This is a genomic window from Marinicella meishanensis, from assembly GCF_019931145.1.
GTDB classification, from domain to species: domain Bacteria; phylum Pseudomonadota; class Gammaproteobacteria; order Xanthomonadales; family Marinicellaceae; genus Marinicella; species Marinicella meishanensis.
The window spans coordinates 134,690-153,946 of sequence record NZ_JAIOUV010000010.1 but is presented as its reverse complement, the minus strand read 5'-3'; the positions used below and the strand labels follow the sequence as shown (position 1 = coordinate 153,946).

15 protein-coding genes are annotated in these 19,257 nt (G+C 51.9%); 9 read left to right on the top strand and 6 right to left on the bottom strand.

The genetic code is table 11. The features are described 5' to 3' along the window. Window positions 1-10: 10 nt before the first annotated feature. Genes K7G70_RS16265 through nth form a run of 5 tightly spaced genes read left to right on the top strand, consistent with a single transcriptional unit; the run spans window position 11 to window position 5,871 of the window. Entirely contained in the window at window positions 11-1,330 is a 1,320-nt protein-coding gene (locus tag K7G70_RS16265; protein WP_223789714.1) for a hypothetical protein, read from the top strand. A 13-nt stretch (window positions 1,331-1,343) separates the two neighbouring features. Next, entirely contained in the window at window positions 1,344-2,633 is a 1,290-nt protein-coding gene (locus K7G70_RS16260; RefSeq protein ID WP_223789713.1) for a glycosyltransferase family 4 protein, read from the top strand. After that, the gene (locus tag K7G70_RS16255; RefSeq protein ID WP_223789712.1) at window positions 2,617-3,978 is read left to right on the top strand and encodes a sulfotransferase family protein; all 1,362 of its coding nucleotides are present in this window, start codon (window positions 2,617-2,619) and stop codon (window positions 3,976-3,978) included. Before K7G70_RS16260 ends, K7G70_RS16255 begins: the two co-directional genes overlap by 17 nt. Then, complete coding sequence (locus tag K7G70_RS16250; RefSeq protein ID WP_223789711.1) at window positions 3,968-5,221, top strand: sulfotransferase; 1,254 nt, start codon at window positions 3,968-3,970, stop codon at window positions 5,219-5,221. The genes K7G70_RS16255 and K7G70_RS16250 overlap by 11 nt, the downstream gene beginning before the upstream one ends. Next, window positions 5,218-5,871, top strand: a complete 654-nt coding sequence (gene nth, locus K7G70_RS16245; protein WP_223789710.1) for an endonuclease III — start codon at window positions 5,218-5,220, stop codon at window positions 5,869-5,871. The genes K7G70_RS16250 and nth overlap by 4 nt, the downstream gene beginning before the upstream one ends. On the opposite strand, the gene aroE is transcribed toward nth, so the two are convergent. Both aroE and hemB read right to left on the bottom strand, forming a co-directional pair. After that, on the bottom strand, window positions 5,855-6,652 hold the full coding sequence (gene aroE, locus K7G70_RS16240; protein WP_223789709.1) for a shikimate dehydrogenase: 798 nt from the start codon (window positions 6,650-6,652) through the stop codon (window positions 5,855-5,857). The genes nth and aroE overlap by 17 nt on opposite strands. Then, complete coding sequence (gene hemB, locus K7G70_RS16235; protein ID WP_223789708.1) at window positions 6,637-7,626, bottom strand: porphobilinogen synthase; 990 nt, start codon at window positions 7,624-7,626, stop codon at window positions 6,637-6,639. Before hemB ends, aroE begins: the two co-directional genes overlap by 16 nt. Window positions 7,627-7,719: 93 nt before the next feature. Here hemB and map point away from each other — a divergent pair, with 93 nt between their 5' ends. Further along, window positions 7,720-8,490, top strand: coding sequence for a type I methionyl aminopeptidase (gene map, locus K7G70_RS16230; protein WP_223789707.1), 771 nt, complete (start codon window positions 7,720-7,722; stop codon window positions 8,488-8,490). A gap of 3 nt (window positions 8,491-8,493) precedes the next feature. After that, entirely contained in the window at window positions 8,494-11,082 is a 2,589-nt protein-coding gene (gene glnD / locus K7G70_RS16225; protein ID WP_223789706.1) for a [protein-PII] uridylyltransferase, read from the top strand. Window positions 11,083-11,097: 15 nt separating this feature from the next. Here the strand turns inward: glnD and K7G70_RS16220 are convergent, their stop codons facing one another. The 4 genes from K7G70_RS16220 to K7G70_RS16205 all read right to left on the bottom strand — a co-directional run bounded on the left by K7G70_RS16220 (window position 11,098) and on the right by K7G70_RS16205 (window position 15,710). Then, the gene (locus K7G70_RS16220) at window positions 11,098-11,856 is read right to left on the bottom strand and encodes a MipA/OmpV family protein (RefSeq protein ID WP_223789705.1); all 759 of its coding nucleotides are present in this window, start codon (window positions 11,854-11,856) and stop codon (window positions 11,098-11,100) included. A 16-nt stretch (window positions 11,857-11,872) separates the two neighbouring features. Next, entirely contained in the window at window positions 11,873-12,529 is a 657-nt protein-coding gene (locus K7G70_RS16215; protein WP_223789704.1) for a glutathione S-transferase family protein, read from the bottom strand. Window positions 12,530-12,721: 192 nt separating this feature from the next. Continuing rightward, complete coding sequence (locus tag K7G70_RS16210; protein WP_223789703.1) at window positions 12,722-13,033, bottom strand: hypothetical protein; 312 nt, start codon at window positions 13,031-13,033, stop codon at window positions 12,722-12,724. A 136-nt stretch (window positions 13,034-13,169) separates the two neighbouring features. After that, window positions 13,170-15,710 (bottom strand): bifunctional aspartate kinase/diaminopimelate decarboxylase, encoded by a 2,541-nt coding sequence (locus tag K7G70_RS16205; protein WP_223789702.1) that lies wholly within the window; start codon window positions 15,708-15,710, stop codon window positions 13,170-13,172. A gap of 177 nt (window positions 15,711-15,887) precedes the next feature. Here K7G70_RS16205 and K7G70_RS16200 point away from each other — a divergent pair, with 177 nt between their 5' ends. Together K7G70_RS16200 and K7G70_RS16195 are read left to right on the top strand one after the other, a co-directional pair. Beyond that, window positions 15,888-18,257 carry a Lon protease family protein gene (locus K7G70_RS16200; protein ID WP_223789701.1) on the top strand — a complete coding sequence of 790 codons (2,370 nt, stop codon included), beginning with the start codon at window positions 15,888-15,890 and terminating at the stop codon, window positions 18,255-18,257. 214 nt (window positions 18,258-18,471) lie between these two features. Beyond that, complete coding sequence (locus K7G70_RS16195; RefSeq protein ID WP_223789700.1) at window positions 18,472-19,206, top strand: hypothetical protein; 735 nt, start codon at window positions 18,472-18,474, stop codon at window positions 19,204-19,206. Window positions 19,207-19,257: the final 51 nt, after the last annotated feature.

Here is a 19,257-nt window from a genome sequence, read left to right as displayed (position 1 = left end):
AGGCAGGGTTTTGAGTCCTGTTTCGCCACCAATTGAACAGTTCCAAGACTCGGTGTTGTACTTCTCACACATCCCCAAAACCGCGGGCACCAGTTTCACCGCCATCATTGACCGGTTTTTTCCGGTGGACCACATTTTTCCTGCACAGCTGTGGTGGGATGTGGGTTCGGTGCAAGCCGCCAGACGCGCCAAACACCAATTGATCAGGGGCCATTTTGGGGTGGCTGCGGCGTTGTTGAGTGAAGCCCCTTTACAGACCATCACTTTACTCAGGGAGCCCATGGCTTTGGCCTTCTCGGCCTATCAATATGCCAAAAGGGAAACCAACACCGCGGTGCATGACCTGGTGGTGAACCAAGGCATGACATTTGAACAATTCCTCACCGATGACCAAACCCGGAATTTGACCCGCAATCGATTGATCAAATCCCTGACTTTTGGGTGGGATGTTGATCTACAAAACACCGACATCACCATAGAGACCAAGAATTACCGGGCGACCAAGCGGCTTTGGAATCAAAGCAGAAAACAATGGTCTGCCGATGACTGGTTGGCCCAGTCCATGCAGTTGTTGGAAGGCGGACTTTGGTTTGGGCTGGTGGAGGCGTTTGACTGGTCCCTGTTGATGCTTTGTCATCAACTGTCATGGCCGCCAATCGGACCGACTGCCAAATTAAATCGCCACCCTGAAGGGGCAGAAATTTCGCCGCAGGCCAAAGCCATTTTTCAGTCCAACAATGCCTCAGACCTGGCTTTTTATGACTGTGCTAAAATGAAATTCGAACAGAGGAAAGCGGTGTTTTGTGAGGCATTGGGGGTGAATTCTGACGACTTTGAAGCCGCAGAATTGAAGGTGGATAAGCACTATCGAAAACAGTCCATTTGGGCCAGACAATCACCCAAGAAGCACGCCCTGAATTATGATTTTTCGCAATCCCTGTTGGGTCAAAACTGGCATGACCGTGAGTGGAGTGAAGCGCACCAAAGCCATTTTCGGTGGACTGGCCCTGACACCGACACGGTCATTGATTTTTGGCTGGCACCGGGTCGTTACCGGCTGCAATTGCATTATGTGAATGTCGTCAGTGATGATTTTTGGTCGGATCTGAGCTTGTCAGTCAATGACCATGAGTTGAATTGGGCGTTGGATCATCACCAGCAACACGGCACATTGACGCTGGACATTGAACCCCACATGACCAATGAGTCGGGTTTGATCCGTCTAAAGATAACAAACCAGTTGATGGCCAGACACCACGATGTGTTTCAAACAGATGATCACCGGATGGTGGGCTTGGCGGTCACACAAATAACCATGACAGCAGCATGAGCAAGAGGTAGCAATGAAAAAAGCACGGATTTTGGTGGATGGGTTTAATCTGGGCCTGAAGAAAGGTTCTGGGATCAAAACCTATGGCATGACATTGCTGGATGCCTATGAAATACTGGACCATGAAGTGGGTGTGCTGCTGGACAACCAATTCCTCACCGGTAAGGACCAGTTGTTGGATGAAGTCAGCTTGTTTGATCAGGATGAGATCAGGCCCAAGGCCATGTTCAATTTTCGGCTGCTGAATCACCTCAAAACCCTCAGTTATTTTTTCCGCAAGCGCAAAGGCAATTTTGTGGTGCCCAAAATCACCGAACCAGACCCTGAAAACTACCTGTCTCACGTTGGTGGCCAAAAATACCAATACATTGAAAACATCGGCGATGTTTACAACACCGCCAACCGTTTGTTTGCGGTGACCAAAAAAATCACCCAATTGAAGTTAAAGAAACAACCGGACATCTTTCACCTCACCACCCCATGGCCGTTACAAGTCAAAGGCGCCAAAACGGTGGTCACCATCCATGATTTGATTCCCTTGAAAGTGCCGTTCACCACTTTGGACTTGAAGGTGCACTTTTATGAACTGTTCAAATGGGCGGCGCACAGTGCCGACTTGATTTTGGCCGTCTCAGAACACACCAAACAAGACATCATGGAAATATATGGCATCCCCGGTAACAAAATCAAAGTGACTTATCAGTCCTACAAGGGTGGCCACATAGAAGTGAAGAAAGAAGATGCAGCGGTGTACCTCAAATCGAAGCAGTTGGAACCAGAAAAATACATCCTGTTTGTGGGCAACATCGAACCCAAGAAGAACATCAAGCAATTGATCCGGGCTTTTGCCTACATCAAAAAAGGTTACAAGCTGGCCATCGTAGGCCACAAAGCCTGGATGTCTGATTCCCAATTGGTTGGTTTGAAAAGTTACCTCAAGAAAAAAGAATATGTGATGTTGGATTACGTCACCGAAGAAGAATTGGCCATGTTGTATGGCAATGCCTTTTGTATGGTCTTCCCTTCGTTGTACGAGGGTTTTGGCCTGCCGGTGCTGGAAGCCATGCAGAACAACTGTCCGGTGATTTGTTCTGACCGCTCATCGTTGCCCGAAGTGGCCGGCGATGCGGCCTTGTATGTGGATCCCTACCAGTTCACTGACATCAGGGATCAGTTGGACAAATTGATCGCCCAACCCGAATTGCGTGCAGAGATGATCAAAAAGGGTCAACAACGCGTTGAATTCTTCAGCCCGGAAAACTATGCGCGCCGCTTGCATGAGGCCTATGAAGGCCTCATCTGAATCCTGGTTTTCCAAGCTGCGCACATGGCTCAAAAGCGGGCGTCAAGGGCCCAAGCCAGTGACCTATTTTGTGCACATTCCCAAAACCGCCGGCACCAGTTTCATCGTCTTGTTGGATCGGTTTTTTGCCGTGGACCACATTTTCCCCCATCAATTGTGGCGCGAAGTGGGCGACATTGATACCGAGGCCAATGCCCATTTTGAATTGTTCCGTGGTCATTTTGGTGGTGGTGGGGTGGCGCAACTGACCGACCGCCCCATAGAGTTTCTGACCATCTTGCGTGATCCACGCACCCTGGCCAGATCAACCTATCAATACGTGCTGCGAGAACCCAACACCAAGGTCCACGAGTTGGTCAGTCAACAAGCGATGGATATGGCCGAATTTTTGCAGCATCCGATGACGGCACCGTTGGTCAAAAACCGTTTGATTCGCAACCTCTCGTTTGATTTCGTGGCCGATCCGGCAGCCCAGGAGGTGTTTCTTTCGGCCCAGACCATCGAATATTTACAACCGATCATACAACAGCAACAAGCAGCAATCGATGATCATCAGCGGTTGCAACGGGCGCAAAAGCTGGTTCGGGACTGTCGTTGGTTTGGTCTGTTGGAGCGCTTTGACGAATCCCTGCAGTTACTGAGTTATGCCATGTGCTGGCCACCTTTTGGGGCCACACAAAAGCTCAATGCCCACCGTCAGTCCGTGCCGTTCACGGCGGCTGAAACGGACCAATTGGAACGGCTCAATCATGAAGATTTGCGCTTGTATGAGCAGGCCAATGCTTGGTTTGAGCACCGCCTGCAATCCATGCACGCGGACTTGGAGCAGCACCGCAAGACACTTGAGCAAGACACCGATGCATTGTTGGATCTGCATTATCAACACCACCATGCCCAACTGGTGGCAGCGCAGATGCCCAATGCCATGCATTATGGCTTTGACCAAGTGTTGTTGGGCAGCCAGTGGCACCGCCGGGAATGCATGCAACCGGAGCAAGAGTGGTTTCGCTGGACCGGTCCGGGGGCACTGGCCACCATCGACTTTTGGCTGCAACCAGGCGCTTATCAGGTGCGCATGCGCCTGATCAATGCCACCAGTGAAGAGCGGCTGGATCAACTCAAGCTCAGCCTCAATGGTGAGGTCGTGTCATGGCACACCACCGATGCGGGCGTGGTGCGGGTGTTGACCTTGACTTGCACTGCCGAACACTTTCAACCCAACGGTCTGTTGCGACTGGGCATCGAGTGCTCCAACATGATCAGCCACCAAGCGGCGTTTGACAGCGACGATGAAAGGCTTGTCGGCGTGGCCGTTCATTGGATAAAATTCAATCATGTCAACTGACAAGTACCCCATATTCATCACCGGCCGATTCCGCTCGGGCACCTCGTTTTTGTGGCAAATCTTCGACCAGCTGGAAGGTTGTTGTACTTGGTATGAACCCTTGCACCCACAGTTGTTGACGGCGATTGAATACACCCCGCCCAAAGCCGACCATGTGGGGTTGGCTGATTACTGGACGGCCTACCGCCAAAACCCCGGTTTTCGCCTGCATTATTCCAGTGACTTTGCCACCCGTGATTTGTACCTCGAAGGCAAGCACAAGTACCGCACATTGGCCGCTTACATCAAGCATTTAATGGCGCAATCGGGCGGCGACACCCCGGTGTTGCAGTTCAATCGGGTGGATTTGCGTTTGGGTTGGCTCAAAGCGAACTTCCCCCAGGCCCGCATCATCCACATCGAACGAGACCCCATTCAGGAATACCTGTCACAACGAAAACACATCGATGCCCAGCAGCGGGATCAGGCTGATTATTGGGATGCCTATGAATTGATGCCGTGGTGTCACGCCTTGCGTGAAACCTTTCCTTTTTTGTTGTCTGAAACCTATGGCAGCCATGCCTTTTATCGGGTGTATGCTTTGCATCGCTTGTCTCAATTGGTGGCTCAGGTGCATGCGGATGTGACCATCAACCTGGATGATGACGTGTTTGGCAGCGATGCCTACCTGACCAAACTCAAGCCGATCAGGTCCCTGTCTGCGGCAGAAGAACAAGCCATCCAGACATTGAAGCATGTGCCAGAACCCCATCCGATTGACCCCGAACAATTGACCGAGTTGCAAGCCATCATGGACACGGTGGATGGGCATTTGGTCGAAGCTGGCCTGGTTGAATACCTGGGGCGGCGGGCACTGGTGGCGATTCAATTTCATCATTCGGCGTTTTGGCGGCAATGGTCAACGGATGAATCGGGCGTGGCGGTCTTGCAAACTGCGGTACAAGACCTGGCCAAAGAGGTGCAGCGAGTGGCTGAGGAAAATCAATACTACTTGCGAGAGATTGACACCTTATCTAAGGGTCAACATCGCCTGGATGGGATGCCGGAGACGGTGATTGAAGTGTCCAGCCATCTGCCCGAGGTGCTTGCGGTGGATGAGCTGTTGGCCCACAGCAACCGCTTGGACAATGCCATGACCCAATTGTTGGCGATCAATGATTACCTGAATCGGGTGTTTTATGGTTTGAAAGCCCCAGCCGATGCAGCGGCTGCCAACACCGAACAAGAGCCCCCAAATTCATGAACAAAGCCAAAAGAACCGAGATATTCAGCCGTTGGCGGGACATCAACCCCAAGCCCACCACTGAATTGGAATTTTCATCGCCCTTTGAATTGCTGGTGGCGGTGGCCCTGTCGGCCCAGTCCACCGATGTGGGGGTCAACAAAGCCACCCGGCGGCTGTTTCCAGTGGCCAACACGCCGGAGGCCATTTTGGCCTTGGGTGAGGAAGGCTTGAAGGAATACATCAAAACCATTGGCTTGTTTAACTCCAAAGCCAAACACATCATCCAAGCCTGTCGGATTTTGGTTGAGAAGTTTGACTCCGTGGTGCCTGAAAACCGTGAAGATCTGGAGTCGTTGCCCGGTGTGGGACGCAAAACCGCCAATGTGATTTTGAACACCGCTTTCGGGCAGCCCACCATGGCCGTTGATACCCACATATATCGGGTCTCCAACCGCACCAAGATCGCCCCCGGTAAAAATGTCTTGGAAGTGGAGAAGCGTTTACTGAGGCTGGTGCCCAAGGAATTTCTGGTTGATGCCCATCATTGGTTGATTCTGCACGGCCGTTACGTGTGCAAGGCCCGCAAGCCCATGTGCGGTGAATGCGTGATTGTGGATTTGTGTGAGTTCAATAAAAAGGGGTTGCCAGAAGTCACTGAGTCAAAATGACCGCAGGTCGTTGCCCAAACCAAATCTCAAAGGCCAAAGCCGCTTGGCCATACAACATCCCCAAACCATCATGCACTTGCTGTGCGCCGCAAGCTTGGGCCGTTGCCAGAAATGGTTGGGCCGCGTTGCCATAGCTCAGGTCATAGGCGATGGTGTTTGGGTGAAACCAATGTTCTTTGAGTTCAGGTGAAAGGCCTTGATGCCCCATGGAAGTGGCGTGAATGATCAAGTCATATGGGCTGTGCATCTTCGGGCCAGCAGTGGCCACGCGGTCGTAGTTGAACTGGGCAGCCAATTGATTGGCTTTGTCATGGCTGCGGTTCTGGATTTCAATGTCCGTGACACCCTGTTCCAATAAGCTGGGTATGATGCCCTGAGTGGCGCCACCGGCCCCGATGATCAACACCTTCATGCCGCTGAGGTGGATGCCCTTTGCCTGTAAATCCAGCACCAACCCATCACCATCGGTGTTGTCACCCCACAGCTCGCCATCACGCCAGAACACGGTGTTCACGGCTTGGCATTGATGGGCCCGTTCGGTGTGATGATCGAGCAGGGGCATAATGTGGGTTTTGTGCGGCACCGTGACATTGCAGCCATGGGCGGTTGGGATCCAAACTTTGAACTGGGATGGCAATTCAGCTGGGCTGGCATCAATCAACACATAAGTCAGGTCGATGCCAAACTGAGCGGCAAAACCCTGATGAATTTGCGGTGACTGGCTGTGCTTGACTGGGTGACCAAACAGGCCCAGTTGGTGTTGCTTTAAGGATTCAGCCATTCGGTCACGCGATCGGCGTAATAGGTCAAAATGGCATCGGTGCCGGCGCGTTTGAAACACAGCAGGGCTTCCATCACGGCTTTTTGTTCATCCAGAAAACCATTTTCAATGGCGCTTTGCAACATGGCATACTCACCGGACACTTGATAAGCGCAGATCGGCACATTGAAATGGTCTTTGGCGGTTTTGATGATGTCCAAATAGGGCATGCCTGGCTTGACCATCACCAAGTCAGCCCCCTCATCCAGATCCATGGCGATTTCATCAATCGCTTCCAAGGCATTGGCCGGATTCATTTGATAGGTGTCCTTGGAAGATTGGCCCAGGTTGCCGGCTGAGCCCACCGCATCGCGAAACGGACCATAAAACACCGAAGCGTATTTCGCGGAATAGGCGAGGATGCCGGTGTTGTGATGCTTTTTGTTCTCCAGGGCTTCGCGGATCGCCCCAATGCGCCCGTCCATCATGTCTGAGGGGGCCACCACATCGGCACCCGCTTTGGCATGGGACAGGGCCTGCATGATCAGGGCCTTGATGGTGACGTCATTGAGGATGTCACCGTGTTCGTTGATGATGCCGTCTTGTCCATGTGAGGTATAGGGATCCAGGGCCACATCGGAGATCACACACAAATTGGGCAGTGCCGATTTGATGGTTTTGATGGATTTTTGCACCAGGCCTTCGGGGTTCCAGGCTTCAGCCGCGTCATCCGATTTGTATTCGGCATGCACCACCGGAAAGATGGCAATGGCATTGAGTCCTTTCTCGTGCAGCGGGATCAGCTTGTCCAACAGCAAGTCGACGCTCAGGCGGCTGACACCGGGCATCGACTCGATCGGCTCTGACCGGTTGAAACCATCCAACACAAACACCGGCCAAATCAAATCATTGATCGTGAGGCGATGCTCCTGGCTGAGGTTGCGCAAGGCGGCCGAGGCGCGCAGTCTTCGTTTTCGGGTGAACGGGTATTGCATGGGTGAATCACTGACATCCGGATGAACAGGTGATAGTTTAGTTAAAATGAGCTAAAATTTCACCTTTTACCTAACCACAAAACAAAACTGCCCATGGCCATCATCATCAAAACACCGGAACAAATTGAAAAAATGCGCGAAGCGGGAAAGAATGCCGCCGAAGTGTTGGATTTGATCGGTGAGCATGTGAAACCCGGTGTCTCCACCCTGGAACTGGATGAAATTTGTCACCGCCACATCGTGGACGTGCAAAAATGCATTCCTGCACCACTGAATTACCGAGGCTTTCCCAAGTCCATCTGTACTTCGGTCAACCAGGTGATCTGTCATGGCATTCCCGATGAGAAAAAAATCCTCAAAGACGGCGACATCATCAACATCGATGTCACCGTGATCAAAGACGGCTGGCATGGTGATACTTCGCGGATGTACTTTGTTGGTGAGCCCAAGCAACGGGCCAAACGCTTGGTGGAAGTCACCTATGAGGCCATGAAAACCGGCATCGAAATGGTCAAGCCTGGGGTTCGTTTGGGTGACATTGGCGCGGCCATCCAGGCCTTGGCATACAAAAACCGCTATTCGGTGGTGTATGAGTATTGTGGTCATGGCATCGGTCAAACTTTCCATGAAGACCCGCAGGTATTGCACTACGGTCGTCCTGGGACTGGTGTGGTGTTGGAACCGGGCATGACCTTCACCATCGAGCCGATGATTAACTTGGGCAAACGCCACAGCAAATTGTTGGGCGATGGTTGGACAGTGGTCACCAAAGACCGCAGTTTATCGGCCCAATTTGAGCACACCATTGCAGTCACAGAAGACGGTTTTGATGTGTTGACCGAATCCCCCAATTACCCGCTGTAAACCATGGCCTTGTTGGCACCGCCAGACCATGCCGATGATTATTTTAATCTGAATGAACTGGCGGCCATTGCAGACCAACCGGTCGCTGTTCATAAAAACCTGTATCAGCAAGCCAGTGAGCGTCTGAATCAAGCATTTTACCAATGGCACAACATCTCTCGCCTGGTCAAAACCCGGGCATGGGTGGTGGAACAGTTGGTGTTGGCCATGTGGCGCCGCAATGGTCTGGATCAGGAGCAGCTGGCCTTGGTGGCAGTGGGCGGTTTTGGTCGCGGCGACTTACAACCGCATTCCGATGTGGATTTGTTGATTTTGCACCATACACAACTGCCTGAATCGGCGGTCAGCACATTCATTCAAAATTTATGGGACTTGGGTTTGGATGTGGGCTCGGCGGTGCGCACTGTTGAGGAATCGGTGAGCCTCGCGGCCCAGGACATCACGGTGGCCACCAATTTGATGGAAAGCCGATTCATGCAGGGCGAACATGCCTTGTACAACGACATGTATGCACGCACCAATGACCGCCACATGTGGTCAGGACGTGATTTTTTCCAGGCCAAGTTCAAAGAACAGGAAGACCGCCATGAAAAATGTGGTGGCACGGCTTATAACCTTGAACCCAATATCAAAGAAGGGCAAGGGGGCTTGCGCGACATTCAGATGGTGACCTGGGTGGCGCAACGACATTTCCATGTGCAATCGATGCACGGGCTGGTGGATGTGGGCTTTTTATTGCCGGCTGAGTACATCCAGCTGCAAAAAGGCATGCGCAAATTGTGGAAAATTCGTTATGCCCTGCATTTGTTGGCCAGTCGCAAAGAAGACCGGTTGTTGTTCGAGCACCAAAAAGAGTTGGCCCGCATTTTTTCATACGCCGATGATGCCGAATCTTTGGGAGTGGAAAAATTCATGCAAAGTCACTACCGCAATGCCATGCAGTTGGAACAGTTGAACATGCGCTTGTTGCAGTTGTTCAAGGAAAACATCCTGCAAAACCATGAAGACAAACAAGTCACCCAATTGAATGATGATTTTCAGATCATCAACCACTACCTGGAGGTGCGTTCAAGACAGGTGTTCATTGACCGACCGGCTGCTTTGTTTGAAGTGTTTCATCATTACCAACAAAACCCTCAAATTCACGGCATCCGGGCCAACACCCTGCGGTACATCAACCAAAGCCTGTACTTGATCGACGATGCATTTCGACAAGATGCCCACATCAAGACTTTATTTTTGGCCATTTTCAAGCACCGCAACCTGGTCTTCAGTCAGTTGAAACTGATGAATGCACTGGGAATCTTGGGGGCTTATTTACCGGTGTTTGGCCGCATCGTCGGGCGCATGCAATACGATTTGTTCCACATGTACACCGTGGATCAGCACACCCTGTTTGTGTTGCGCAACATCCGTCAACATTTCCTGACAGGCGACCATTTGCCGCATGTACACGAAGTTGCTCAGCGCATCAAAGCGCCTTATGTGCTGAATTTGGCCGGTTTTTTTCATGACATTGCCAAGGGCCGTGGTGGTGATCATGCCGAATTGGGGGCCGAAGAAGCAGCGGTTTTTGCAGAACAATTCAATTTGCCCCAGGCTGAAGGGGAGTTGTTGGCATGGCTGGTCAGGTACCATTTGATCATGTCGGTGGTGGCCCAAAAACAAGACATCAGTGACGCCCAAGTCATCGCCCAATTTGCCCAATTGGTGGGCTCCCAGCACTACCTCGATCACCTGTATGTGTTGACTGTGTCTGACATTGCCGGCACCGATCCCAAGTTGTGGAATTCATATAAAGACAGTTTGTTGTTGGAATTGTACCAGCGCACCACCCAATATTTTTCCGCCGATGAGGCTGATTTTGTGCAAACCACCAAGGATCAGGCCATGGACCTGTTGGCCGCAGAGCACCGGGCTGAAGTGGCTGAATTGTGGCAGCACATCCAAGACCGGTTTTTTGATTACTTTTCCGCCGAACACATCGCCAAAGTCAGTCAGGCCATCACCAAAAACAACCACCAGGCGACCGTCTGTGTCACCGACTTGCATGACGATGGCTTTGAATTGATGTTGTATGGCAAAGATCAGCCGGGCTTGTTCCACCATGTGGTGGAGGTGTTTGCCAGCAACAACATCAGTGTGGCCAACGCCAGAATTTACAGTGGTCAGAAGGGCCATGTGTTGGATTATTTCCATTGTTTGGGGGCGTATGATGAGGCCTCATTACAGCGTTTACACCAGGCCTTGTTGGCGGTGTTGAATTCTGCGGACCAGCCCACCAAGTCGCGTGAATGGGTGGCCAGTCGGCGACAAAAATTGTTCCAACAAGCGCCACAAATGACCTTCAATCAGGGGCGCCATGACCAGGAAACCCGCTTTGAAATTCGTTGTTCAGACCACGCCGGATTGTTGGTCAACATCACCCGCGTATTCGTTGACCAACAGGTGGACATTCATGCCGCCAAAATTGCCACGTTCGGGCACCGCGCCGAAGATGTGTTTTGGTTGTCCCACCAGGGGCAGGCATTGAGTAAGGCCGCTCAGGCCGGTATCAAACAGGCGTTGAACACGCTGTTGGTGCAGGATTGATGCGGCTGCTTGGTCTCAGAAAAAAGTGTACAGAAAACCAGCAAACACCGACAACCTTTGGTCGTCATCAACGAGGGTGCTGTCACTGATTTCATCGCTGTAGAATTCATTTTGCAGGTTGCCAACAAACGACCATCGCTCAGTGATTTCATACAAGGCCAGCACACTCAATTGATAGGCATGCCCTGCGTCTGCTTGATAAGCCCCATAGTCTGCGGTGGCATCAGTCGGACTGACCCCAAAAAAGTAATTCACCACTTCTTCGCTGTGAAGTTCGTAAGACAGCTGGGGCATGATCAGCCAGCGACCATGAAAGATTGGTGCCGAGTAACTGAAACTGGTTGAATGGCCGTTGTGTTTGTTGTTGATTTCATGGTTGTGTTTGACCTTAAACAAGCCGATTTTGCTTTTGTATTGGGCCGAGACAAAGGCATTCACAGGAAAGCTCAAGTCAGGTAAGTTGCGCAACAAACGGCTGTCACCGCGATCCACGTCACCAACCAGATTGACACCAAAACCAAAGTCCACTTCCCATTTTTCTTCGTCCACCAGGTTGAATCCCAGATCCCCGGCTTGGAAGTAAAACCGCTTGTATTGGTAGTCGATGGCTGGAAAGATGCGGGATTGGCTGCTGCCACCGCGGTAGATGGAGCCACTGGTGACCGCTGCCAGACCCAATTTCAATTCATGGTCTTTGGGCGGTGAGTCAGGCACCGGTTGGGCTTGGGCGGTGAGGGTGAACAATGTGCAAAAGATCAAGGTGGTCGTTTTCATGGTGGTTTCCGTTGGGTTATTTGATGAGTTGTTGGCCGGCTTTTTTGATGTCGGCTTTGCTGGCTTTGCCAGGGATGTTGATGCCCCGTTGCACGGCAGGACGTTGACCGATTTGGTCATTCCAGCGTTTTAAGTGTGTAAAGGGCGCCAGCTCGACCCCCGACCAATTGTGGGTGTGTACCCAGCACCAATGGGCGATGTCGGCAATCGAATAATCACCCGCCAAGTATGGGTGGTGTTCTAAGCGCTGGTCCAGGACCCCAAACAGGCGTTTGACTTCGTTTTGATAGCGCTCAATGGCGGTTGGAATCTTTTCAGGGAAATAGCGATAAAACACATTGGCCTGACCCATCATCGGCCCCACACCTGACATTTGAAACATCAGCCACTGCAAAACTTCGGAACGACCGCGGGCGTCGGCGGGCATCAATTGCTGGTGTTTCTCTGCCAGATACACCATGATGGCGCCGCTTTCAAACACCACAAAATCATCGGCTTCGTGATCCACAATGGTGGGGATGCGTCCATTGGGATTCAGTGCCAAGTAAGCGCTGCCCTTTTGTTCATGTTCAGCGAAATTGACTGGATGGACTTGGTATTCGACACCCATTTCTTCCAGCATCACCGAAATTTTCCAGCCATTGGGGGTGGCCGCCGTGTACAGTGTGATCATGCTCAGTCTCTGTGTGATGGACCCATTCTAGCGCGAATGGCAGAACGGGTCATGATCTGCGGCGCTGGATGTGACGGTTTAAGTCACTGCCTATCTGCAGAATACGGTGGCGGTGGTGAAAAATGTGTGGAATTGCAGAGGGGGATGACCCACCCGGTAAGAATCGTCCCTGATTCTAGGTCGGTTGACGGTTCAGTTACCGCCTTTACTGGCAGTGTCTTTTCGCACATTCATGGTGTCGTTGTTGGTGATGCGCTCCTGGGCCGCCACGCGCTCTCGCTCCATCTCGGTGCGGGTGGTGCAGGCTTTTTGTTTGCGGTGAGAGCCAGTCACGATGCGGCGTTTACACACAATTTCATCTTTGTTGCCCGTGTCTATCGCCATGGCTGCCGCATTGTCAGGTTTGTACAACTCATCCCCGACTTTGATGGCGGCCACTTTGTTGGGATTGGATCCACAAGCGACCAACAAAACAAAAGCAAACAGGATCAATATTTTTTTCATGATGTTCTCCGTACGATATAGTTAGTAGTAAGCTTGATCAATATACCTGTATTTTCGTACAAATGCAAACAAAAAACCGCTTCCTTGCTGGATCAGGGCCGCGCTGGTGTCGACCCCAGCATCGATGCGGTTGGGGTCAATCGGGGAAAATGATTTCTTGGGCCGGTTCACGCAAGTTATAGCGGGAGGCCATGACGGCCCCATAGGCGCCGGTGTTGGCAATCAACAACACGTCATCCACTTGGGTCAATGGCATTTTGCGGTCAACGCCCAGCACATCACCGGTTTCACACATCGGTCCCACGACGTTGGCCGTGTATTCAGTGGCTTGATCCAGTTGGCTGAGGTTGACGATGTTGTGCCAGGCACCATACAAAGCCGGTCTGATCAGTGAATTCATCCCGGTTTCGATGCCAATGTAACCTTGCCTGCCTTTCCATTTGGTCTGGGTGACGCGGGCCAATAACACCCCACAATGGGCCACCAAAAAGCGCCCCGGCTCCATCCACAATTCGATGCCATGGTGTTGTTGTTTGAAAGCCGTCAAGGCGTGGTTCAGTTGCGCCAAATCAAGCCCAAAATCACCGGGATTTTCGCGGATGCCGAGGCCGCCGCCGACATTGATGATCTTCGCCGCTGGGAACAATTCCAGACAACTGCCGAGGTATTCGGCGATGCGGGACCAGTTGTTGTGATCCAAAATACCACTGCCGGCGTGGGCATGCAGCCCTTTGACTTCGATGTCATGTTGCTGACACCACTTGGCCACGGGCTCGACTTCGCTGGCAGGGATGCCAAACTTGGAATGGGTGCCGGCGGTGCGGACATACCGGTGGTGACCGCTGCCATGGCCAGGATCCAGCCGCAAGATCACCGCGTGGCCTCGAAACACCTCGGGGTAATCAAACAGCAGGCTGGGGTTGTCGATGGTCACCTGCACGCCTTTGGCCAAGGCCGCTTGGTATTCTTTGAGGGGGGCGAAATTGGGTGTGAACAATATGTCGGCGGCTGCGATGCCAGGACAGGCTTGTTCCACCTGGTTGATTTCTTGCGGTGAAACGGTTTCCAGGTTCACCCCATGGGCTTGCATGTGGGCCAAGATGGCGGGGTGGGAGTTGGCCTTACTGGCATAGTAAAACCGGTCCACTGCAGTGATTTTTTGCAGTTGTTCAATCTGGTGTTGGATCGTTGGCAAATGATACACGTAGCAAGGTGCATGGTCTCGGGACAGGTCCAACAAGGACTCCCGGTGATCCTGCCACCAGGCTGGAATGCGCTCGGATTTGCTGGTCTGATTGTGGATCAACTCAGCCCAAGTGGGGCCAAAATCATCCAGCTCCTTGTCTTCTATGATCAACACCTCATGCAAAGCCCGGGCCAGTTTGTCGGCTTGGTCTTCATCCACCACGAAGGTCTGATTCAAGTCGTTGGAAGATTGGGTGGTGATGTAAATGCGTTGATCGGCAAAAGTTGACAACACCGGCGCGATTTTATCGGCCAGCGCGCGGATGCGATAGCCCACCAGCGTCACTGCTGAACAATTGCGAAAGACCTCAACTTCACACAAAGGCGACAAGGCTTGTTTCAATTCACGCAACACCGCATCGGTGATTACGTTGTCGATGTTGTCCAACGATATGGTGATGTTGGTTTGGGCGGTGGACACCAAATCAATCGACAAGCCCAATTGTTTGTAAATGTTGAACACATCGCCCATGAAGCCCGCCTGATGCCACATGTTGATCGACTCCATCGACACCAGGGTGATTTGGTGGCGGTTGTTGATGGCCGAGACCCGGGGTTTTTTGGGGGTGTGCGCGGCAGCCAGCACGGTGCCAATGGCCGCCGGCTCATTGGTGTTTTTAATCAGCAGCGGAATGCCGTGTTGTTCCACCGGCAAAATGCAGCGGGGGTGCAAGACTTTGCCACCACTGGCGGCGATTTCACGGGCTTCCTGATAACTCAAATTCAGCAACAAGCGGGCATTGGGAATGCTGTGGGGGTTGGCCGAAAAAATGCCATGCACATCGGTCCAGATTTCCAATTGACTGGCGCCCAACAACACCGCCATGTAAGCCGCCGAAGTGTCAGACCCACCACGACCCAACAGCACCGTGCGGCCTTGTGAGTCACCGGCCATGAAACCTGGCATGGCATAACAAGCACCGGTCAAGCTTTGTTGTTTGGCGGGATCAGGCTTGATGTCGCATTTGGCGGTGAGGATTTGGGCGTCGGTGGCGCGTTTGTCGTGATCCGAACTGATCAACCAGTCTTTGGGATTGAGGCTTTGGATGTCAAGGTGTTGCTGCAAATAGGCCATGGCCAACACATGGGTACACTGTTCCCCCATGGACAGCAGTTGGGCTTGTTCCCAGGTGTCCAAATGATCCCGGTCATCCAAAGATCTCAACAAGTCCAAAGACGGTTCCAGCTGCTGTGGGTCCACGCCCAATTGCGCTGCCAATGTGGTCAAGACTTCGGTCACGGCTTGTTGGATGGAGCGGTTGGCGGTGGTTTTTTCGGTCAACAGGTTGGTGATCCCAGAAGCCGCCGAATGTACCAACAACACCCGCTGTCCTTGTTGGATTTTTTGTTGTACGATCGCGGCGATGGTTTGCCACTTTTCCACGCTGGAAACCGATGTGCCACCGAACTTCAACACCACCCAAGAACTCAAAATTTCACCTGATTTTGCGGTTAAAAAAGGCAAACTTTAGGGAAAAAGGAAGCATGTTGCAAGTTTTATCGTTTAATATGTTTCAATGTTATAAGTGGTCCACATCAGACCACGTCGGAACCTGGATCAACCCGCCGGTTTTTCAGGCCAAGCAATCAACACAGGACAGGTAAATTTATGATCGAAAACACGCGGCTTAAATGGCAAGAAGTCAGGTGGCAATGCGATGCCAAAGCACTGGGATTCAAAACCACCCTAGACGTCAAACCCACTGATGTGATTGTGGGTCAGGATGATGCTTTGGAAGCATTGCAGTTTGCCATCGAATGTCAGGCCTTTGGCCAAAATGTGTATGTCAGGGGACTCAGCGGCACCGGACGCATGAGCATGGTGTCGAAAATATTGCGCGATGTGAAACCCCAAGTCAAAGCCAAAGTGGAGCACTGCTATGTGGCGAACTTCACCCAGCCCGATCGGCCCAAATTGATCAGCCTGCCCGCCGGTCAAGGTGACCGATTCAAAGACATGATGGAAGCCTTGAGTTTGTACTTCGCAGAAGAGTTGCCCAAAGCCATGGAGTCTGAGTCGTTGGTGGCAGACAAAAGTGCCGCAGAAGACAAGTTGCAAGATCAAATCAAAGCCCTGACTGAGCCGTTCGAAAAAGAATTGGCGGCCAATGGCATGACCATGATCAATGTCAACACCCCCCAAGGTCAGCAAACCATTGTTGCCCCGATGCTCGATGGACAGGTGATCGACCCCAATGTCTGGCAACAAAAAGTGGCGGCCGGTGAAATCAACGAGGAACAGCAAAAATCCTTGCTCGATTTGCAGCAGAAATACAGCAAGAAGCTGGAGGAATTGGGCAGGAAAATCAATGAGATACGTGATCAGGGCATGGGCGAAATCAAAACCATGTTGGAACAACACATTGGCAACCTGATTGATGCCGAAGTGGCCAAATTCAAGGGGGTGTTCGACAGCCAACAGGTGTTTGATTTCTTGGCGGCCGTCAAAACCGACTTGATTGATCAGTATTTCTACCACAAAAAAAGCAACATCAACCCCACCGAGCGTTATGCGGTGAACTTGCTGTTGGCCCAAGATGACAGCACCGATTGCCCGGTGCTGGTTGAGCGGGTACCGTCCTTGCAAAATTTATTGGGCACCATCGAGAGCAAGTGGGGCGAAAACGGACCGGTTTTGGCCGATCACATGAGCATTGTCGGTGGGTCCTTGTTGCGGGCAGACGGGGGTTATCTGGTGCTGGATGCCCGTGATGTGCTGGCTGAGCCCGGAGCCTGGAAAACCCTGATCAGGACCATCAAAAATGAACTGTTGGAGATCGTGCCGGCGGAAATGAGTTGGCCATTTGGGCAGCCGTCTTTGAAACCCGAGCCGATTCCGGTCAACATGCGGGTGATTTTGATTGGTGATGCCAACATCTATTACTTTTTGGACAATCAGGATCCAGATTTTCCAGAACTGTTCAAAGTGTTGGCGGATTTTGATTCGGTGATTGAACGCAACAAAAAAGGGTTCAAAAATTATGCCGCAATCATTGCCAAGATCATCCAAGAAGATGGGCTGATGCCATTTGCAGCCTCTGCCGTGGCGCGTTTGATTGAACACGGGGCCCGGGTTTGTTCGCAAGACAATAAGTTAACCGCCAAGTTTTCCCGGATTGCCGATTTGGCGCGGGAAGGCAACTACCTGGCAGCCAAGGCCAAGGACTCAGTGGTGACCGATGCCCACGTCCATGCCGCGGTGGCCAGAACCAAAAAACGGGCCGGTTTGTCCTCCAGAAAATTTCAGGAACGGTTGCAAGACGGCACCATCAACCTGGAAACCGAGGGTGGCACCATCGGCCAAATCAATGGTTTGGCGGTGATTCATGCCGGTCCCATTGTCTATGGCTTTCCTTCGCGCATCACCACCACCATTGGTCCTGGCCGGGCTGGGGTGATTGACATTGAGGGCATGGCCGGTAAATCCGGTTCCATCCACACCAAGGGTTTTCAGATTTTGGGTGGTTTGTTGCGGTACATGTTGCCGCTGGATCATCCACTGACGTTTTCGGCTTCCATTGCCTTTGAACAAAGTTACGGTGGCATCGATGGCGACTCGGCTTCAGGAGCTGAGTTTTGTTGTTTGATTTCGGCTTTGACTCAGGTGCCCATCAACCAGGGTTTTGCCATGACCGGTGCCATAGATCAGCATGGTCGGGTCCAGGCCATTGGTGGGGTCAACGAGAAAATCGAAGGCTTTTTCGACACCTGTCAATACCGCGGTCTGACCGGCCAGCAAGGGGTCATCATTCCCCGCTCCAATGCCGGAGAACTGATGTTGCGGGCTGACGTGCAAGAGGCGTGCAAAAAAGGCTTGTTCAGCATCCATGCCGTGTCTTACATCACCGAAGCAATGGAGGTGTTGATGGGGCAACCTGCCGGGATCTTGATGGACGGTGAATATGCCGAAAATACCTTGATGGATCAAGCCATGAAAATGGCAAAAAAATACTGGCAAAACACCCAGGCCAGCAGGTAGAATTGTGACCCATTTCACAGTGGTTAAGCAAATTTTTAAGAAATCGGCTTATCTTTATGATTTTGCTTGAACTTTTTAATTTTATTTGCTAAGGTAATTATCAGTTGAAACCAAAACCATTTCAAGTGGTCAGAAAAGCGTAGATAAATTTTTGGGGATTCGGACGGTGTCGATCAAAACAACCATAAAAATAACAGGATTGATGATGTTGTTCTTGAGCGCCCATTCCCACGCCGCTGAACCGGTTCAACCTTTCAAACCTTTCGACATTGCCGGCACCCCCAACACCCAGTCCATCAACATGCCAGGCACGCTGCAATCCAGCCAATTTCTTCCCGGTGGGACCCTCAACAGTTCCTGGATTGACAGCGACAATGGCTTCGACTTCCTGGGCCAACAAGACAGGGGCTATCTGATGTCCACCAACAAACAAGGCTTGTTCGGCGACGAGTTGGTGGTGGGTATGAAGTTTGCCGATTGGTTGACCTTGCGCTTGAACGTGATTGACGACAGTGAATCGATGGATTTGTTTGCCACCAACCGCGCACCGGTTTCCTTGCACAACGGCAGTGACTTGGTGGGTTACCAGTTTGGTGTCAGTTCGGTGATGAACATCAGTGAGAATTGGCGGCTGGGGTTCGATTTGGGTCGAGGCCGGGTCGGTGGTGATTTGATCGGTCTCTATCAGGACCAGTTGCACACCACCAGTTTGGGTTTCGGCATTCGCAACCAAAAATTCGGCGCCACATTCCAGTCTGACATCATGAACCGCACCTCTGACAATGCCTTTGAACAAGCCACCATGGATTTGCAGGTGGATTGGCATTTCACCAAAGACGGCACCATCTCATTTGGCGCCCGACGCAGTGTCAATGACAACACCACCTCCGCTTCTTTGGAACAATTGCGCGGCACCGTGCCATACATCAAATTCAAGCACAACCTTTGAAGCCTCGCCGTGAGGCCGAATCCATATCAACCATGACGTCCGTGATTCCCC

Coding starts and splice junctions, on each gene's coding strand:
- K7G70_RS16260 (WP_223789713.1), top strand. CDS start 1,344: ATGAAAAAAGCACGGATTTTGGTGGATGGGTTTAATCTGGGCCTGAAG.
- K7G70_RS16255 (WP_223789712.1), top strand. CDS start 2,617: ATGAAGGCCTCATCTGAATCCTGGTTTTCCAAGCTGCGCACATGGCTC.
- K7G70_RS16250 (WP_223789711.1), top strand. CDS start 3,968: ATGTCAACTGACAAGTACCCCATATTCATCACCGGCCGATTCCGCTCG.
- nth (WP_223789710.1), top strand. CDS start 5,218: ATGAACAAAGCCAAAAGAACCGAGATATTCAGCCGTTGGCGGGACATC.
- aroE (WP_223789709.1), bottom strand. CDS start 6,652: ATGGCTGAATCCTTAAAGCAACACCAACTGGGCCTGTTTGGTCACCCA.
- hemB (WP_223789708.1), bottom strand. CDS start 7,626: ATGCAATACCCGTTCACCCGAAAACGAAGACTGCGCGCCTCGGCCGCC.
- map (WP_223789707.1), top strand. CDS start 7,720: ATGGCCATCATCATCAAAACACCGGAACAAATTGAAAAAATGCGCGAA.
- glnD (WP_223789706.1), top strand. CDS start 8,494: ATGGCCTTGTTGGCACCGCCAGACCATGCCGATGATTATTTTAATCTG.
- K7G70_RS16220 (WP_223789705.1), bottom strand. CDS start 11,856: ATGAAAACGACCACCTTGATCTTTTGCACATTGTTCACCCTCACCGCC.
- K7G70_RS16215 (WP_223789704.1), bottom strand. CDS start 12,529: ATGATCACACTGTACACGGCGGCCACCCCCAATGGCTGGAAAATTTCG.
- K7G70_RS16210 (WP_223789703.1), bottom strand. CDS start 13,033: ATGAAAAAAATATTGATCCTGTTTGCTTTTGTTTTGTTGGTCGCTTGT.
- K7G70_RS16200 (WP_223789701.1), top strand. CDS start 15,888: ATGATCGAAAACACGCGGCTTAAATGGCAAGAAGTCAGGTGGCAATGC.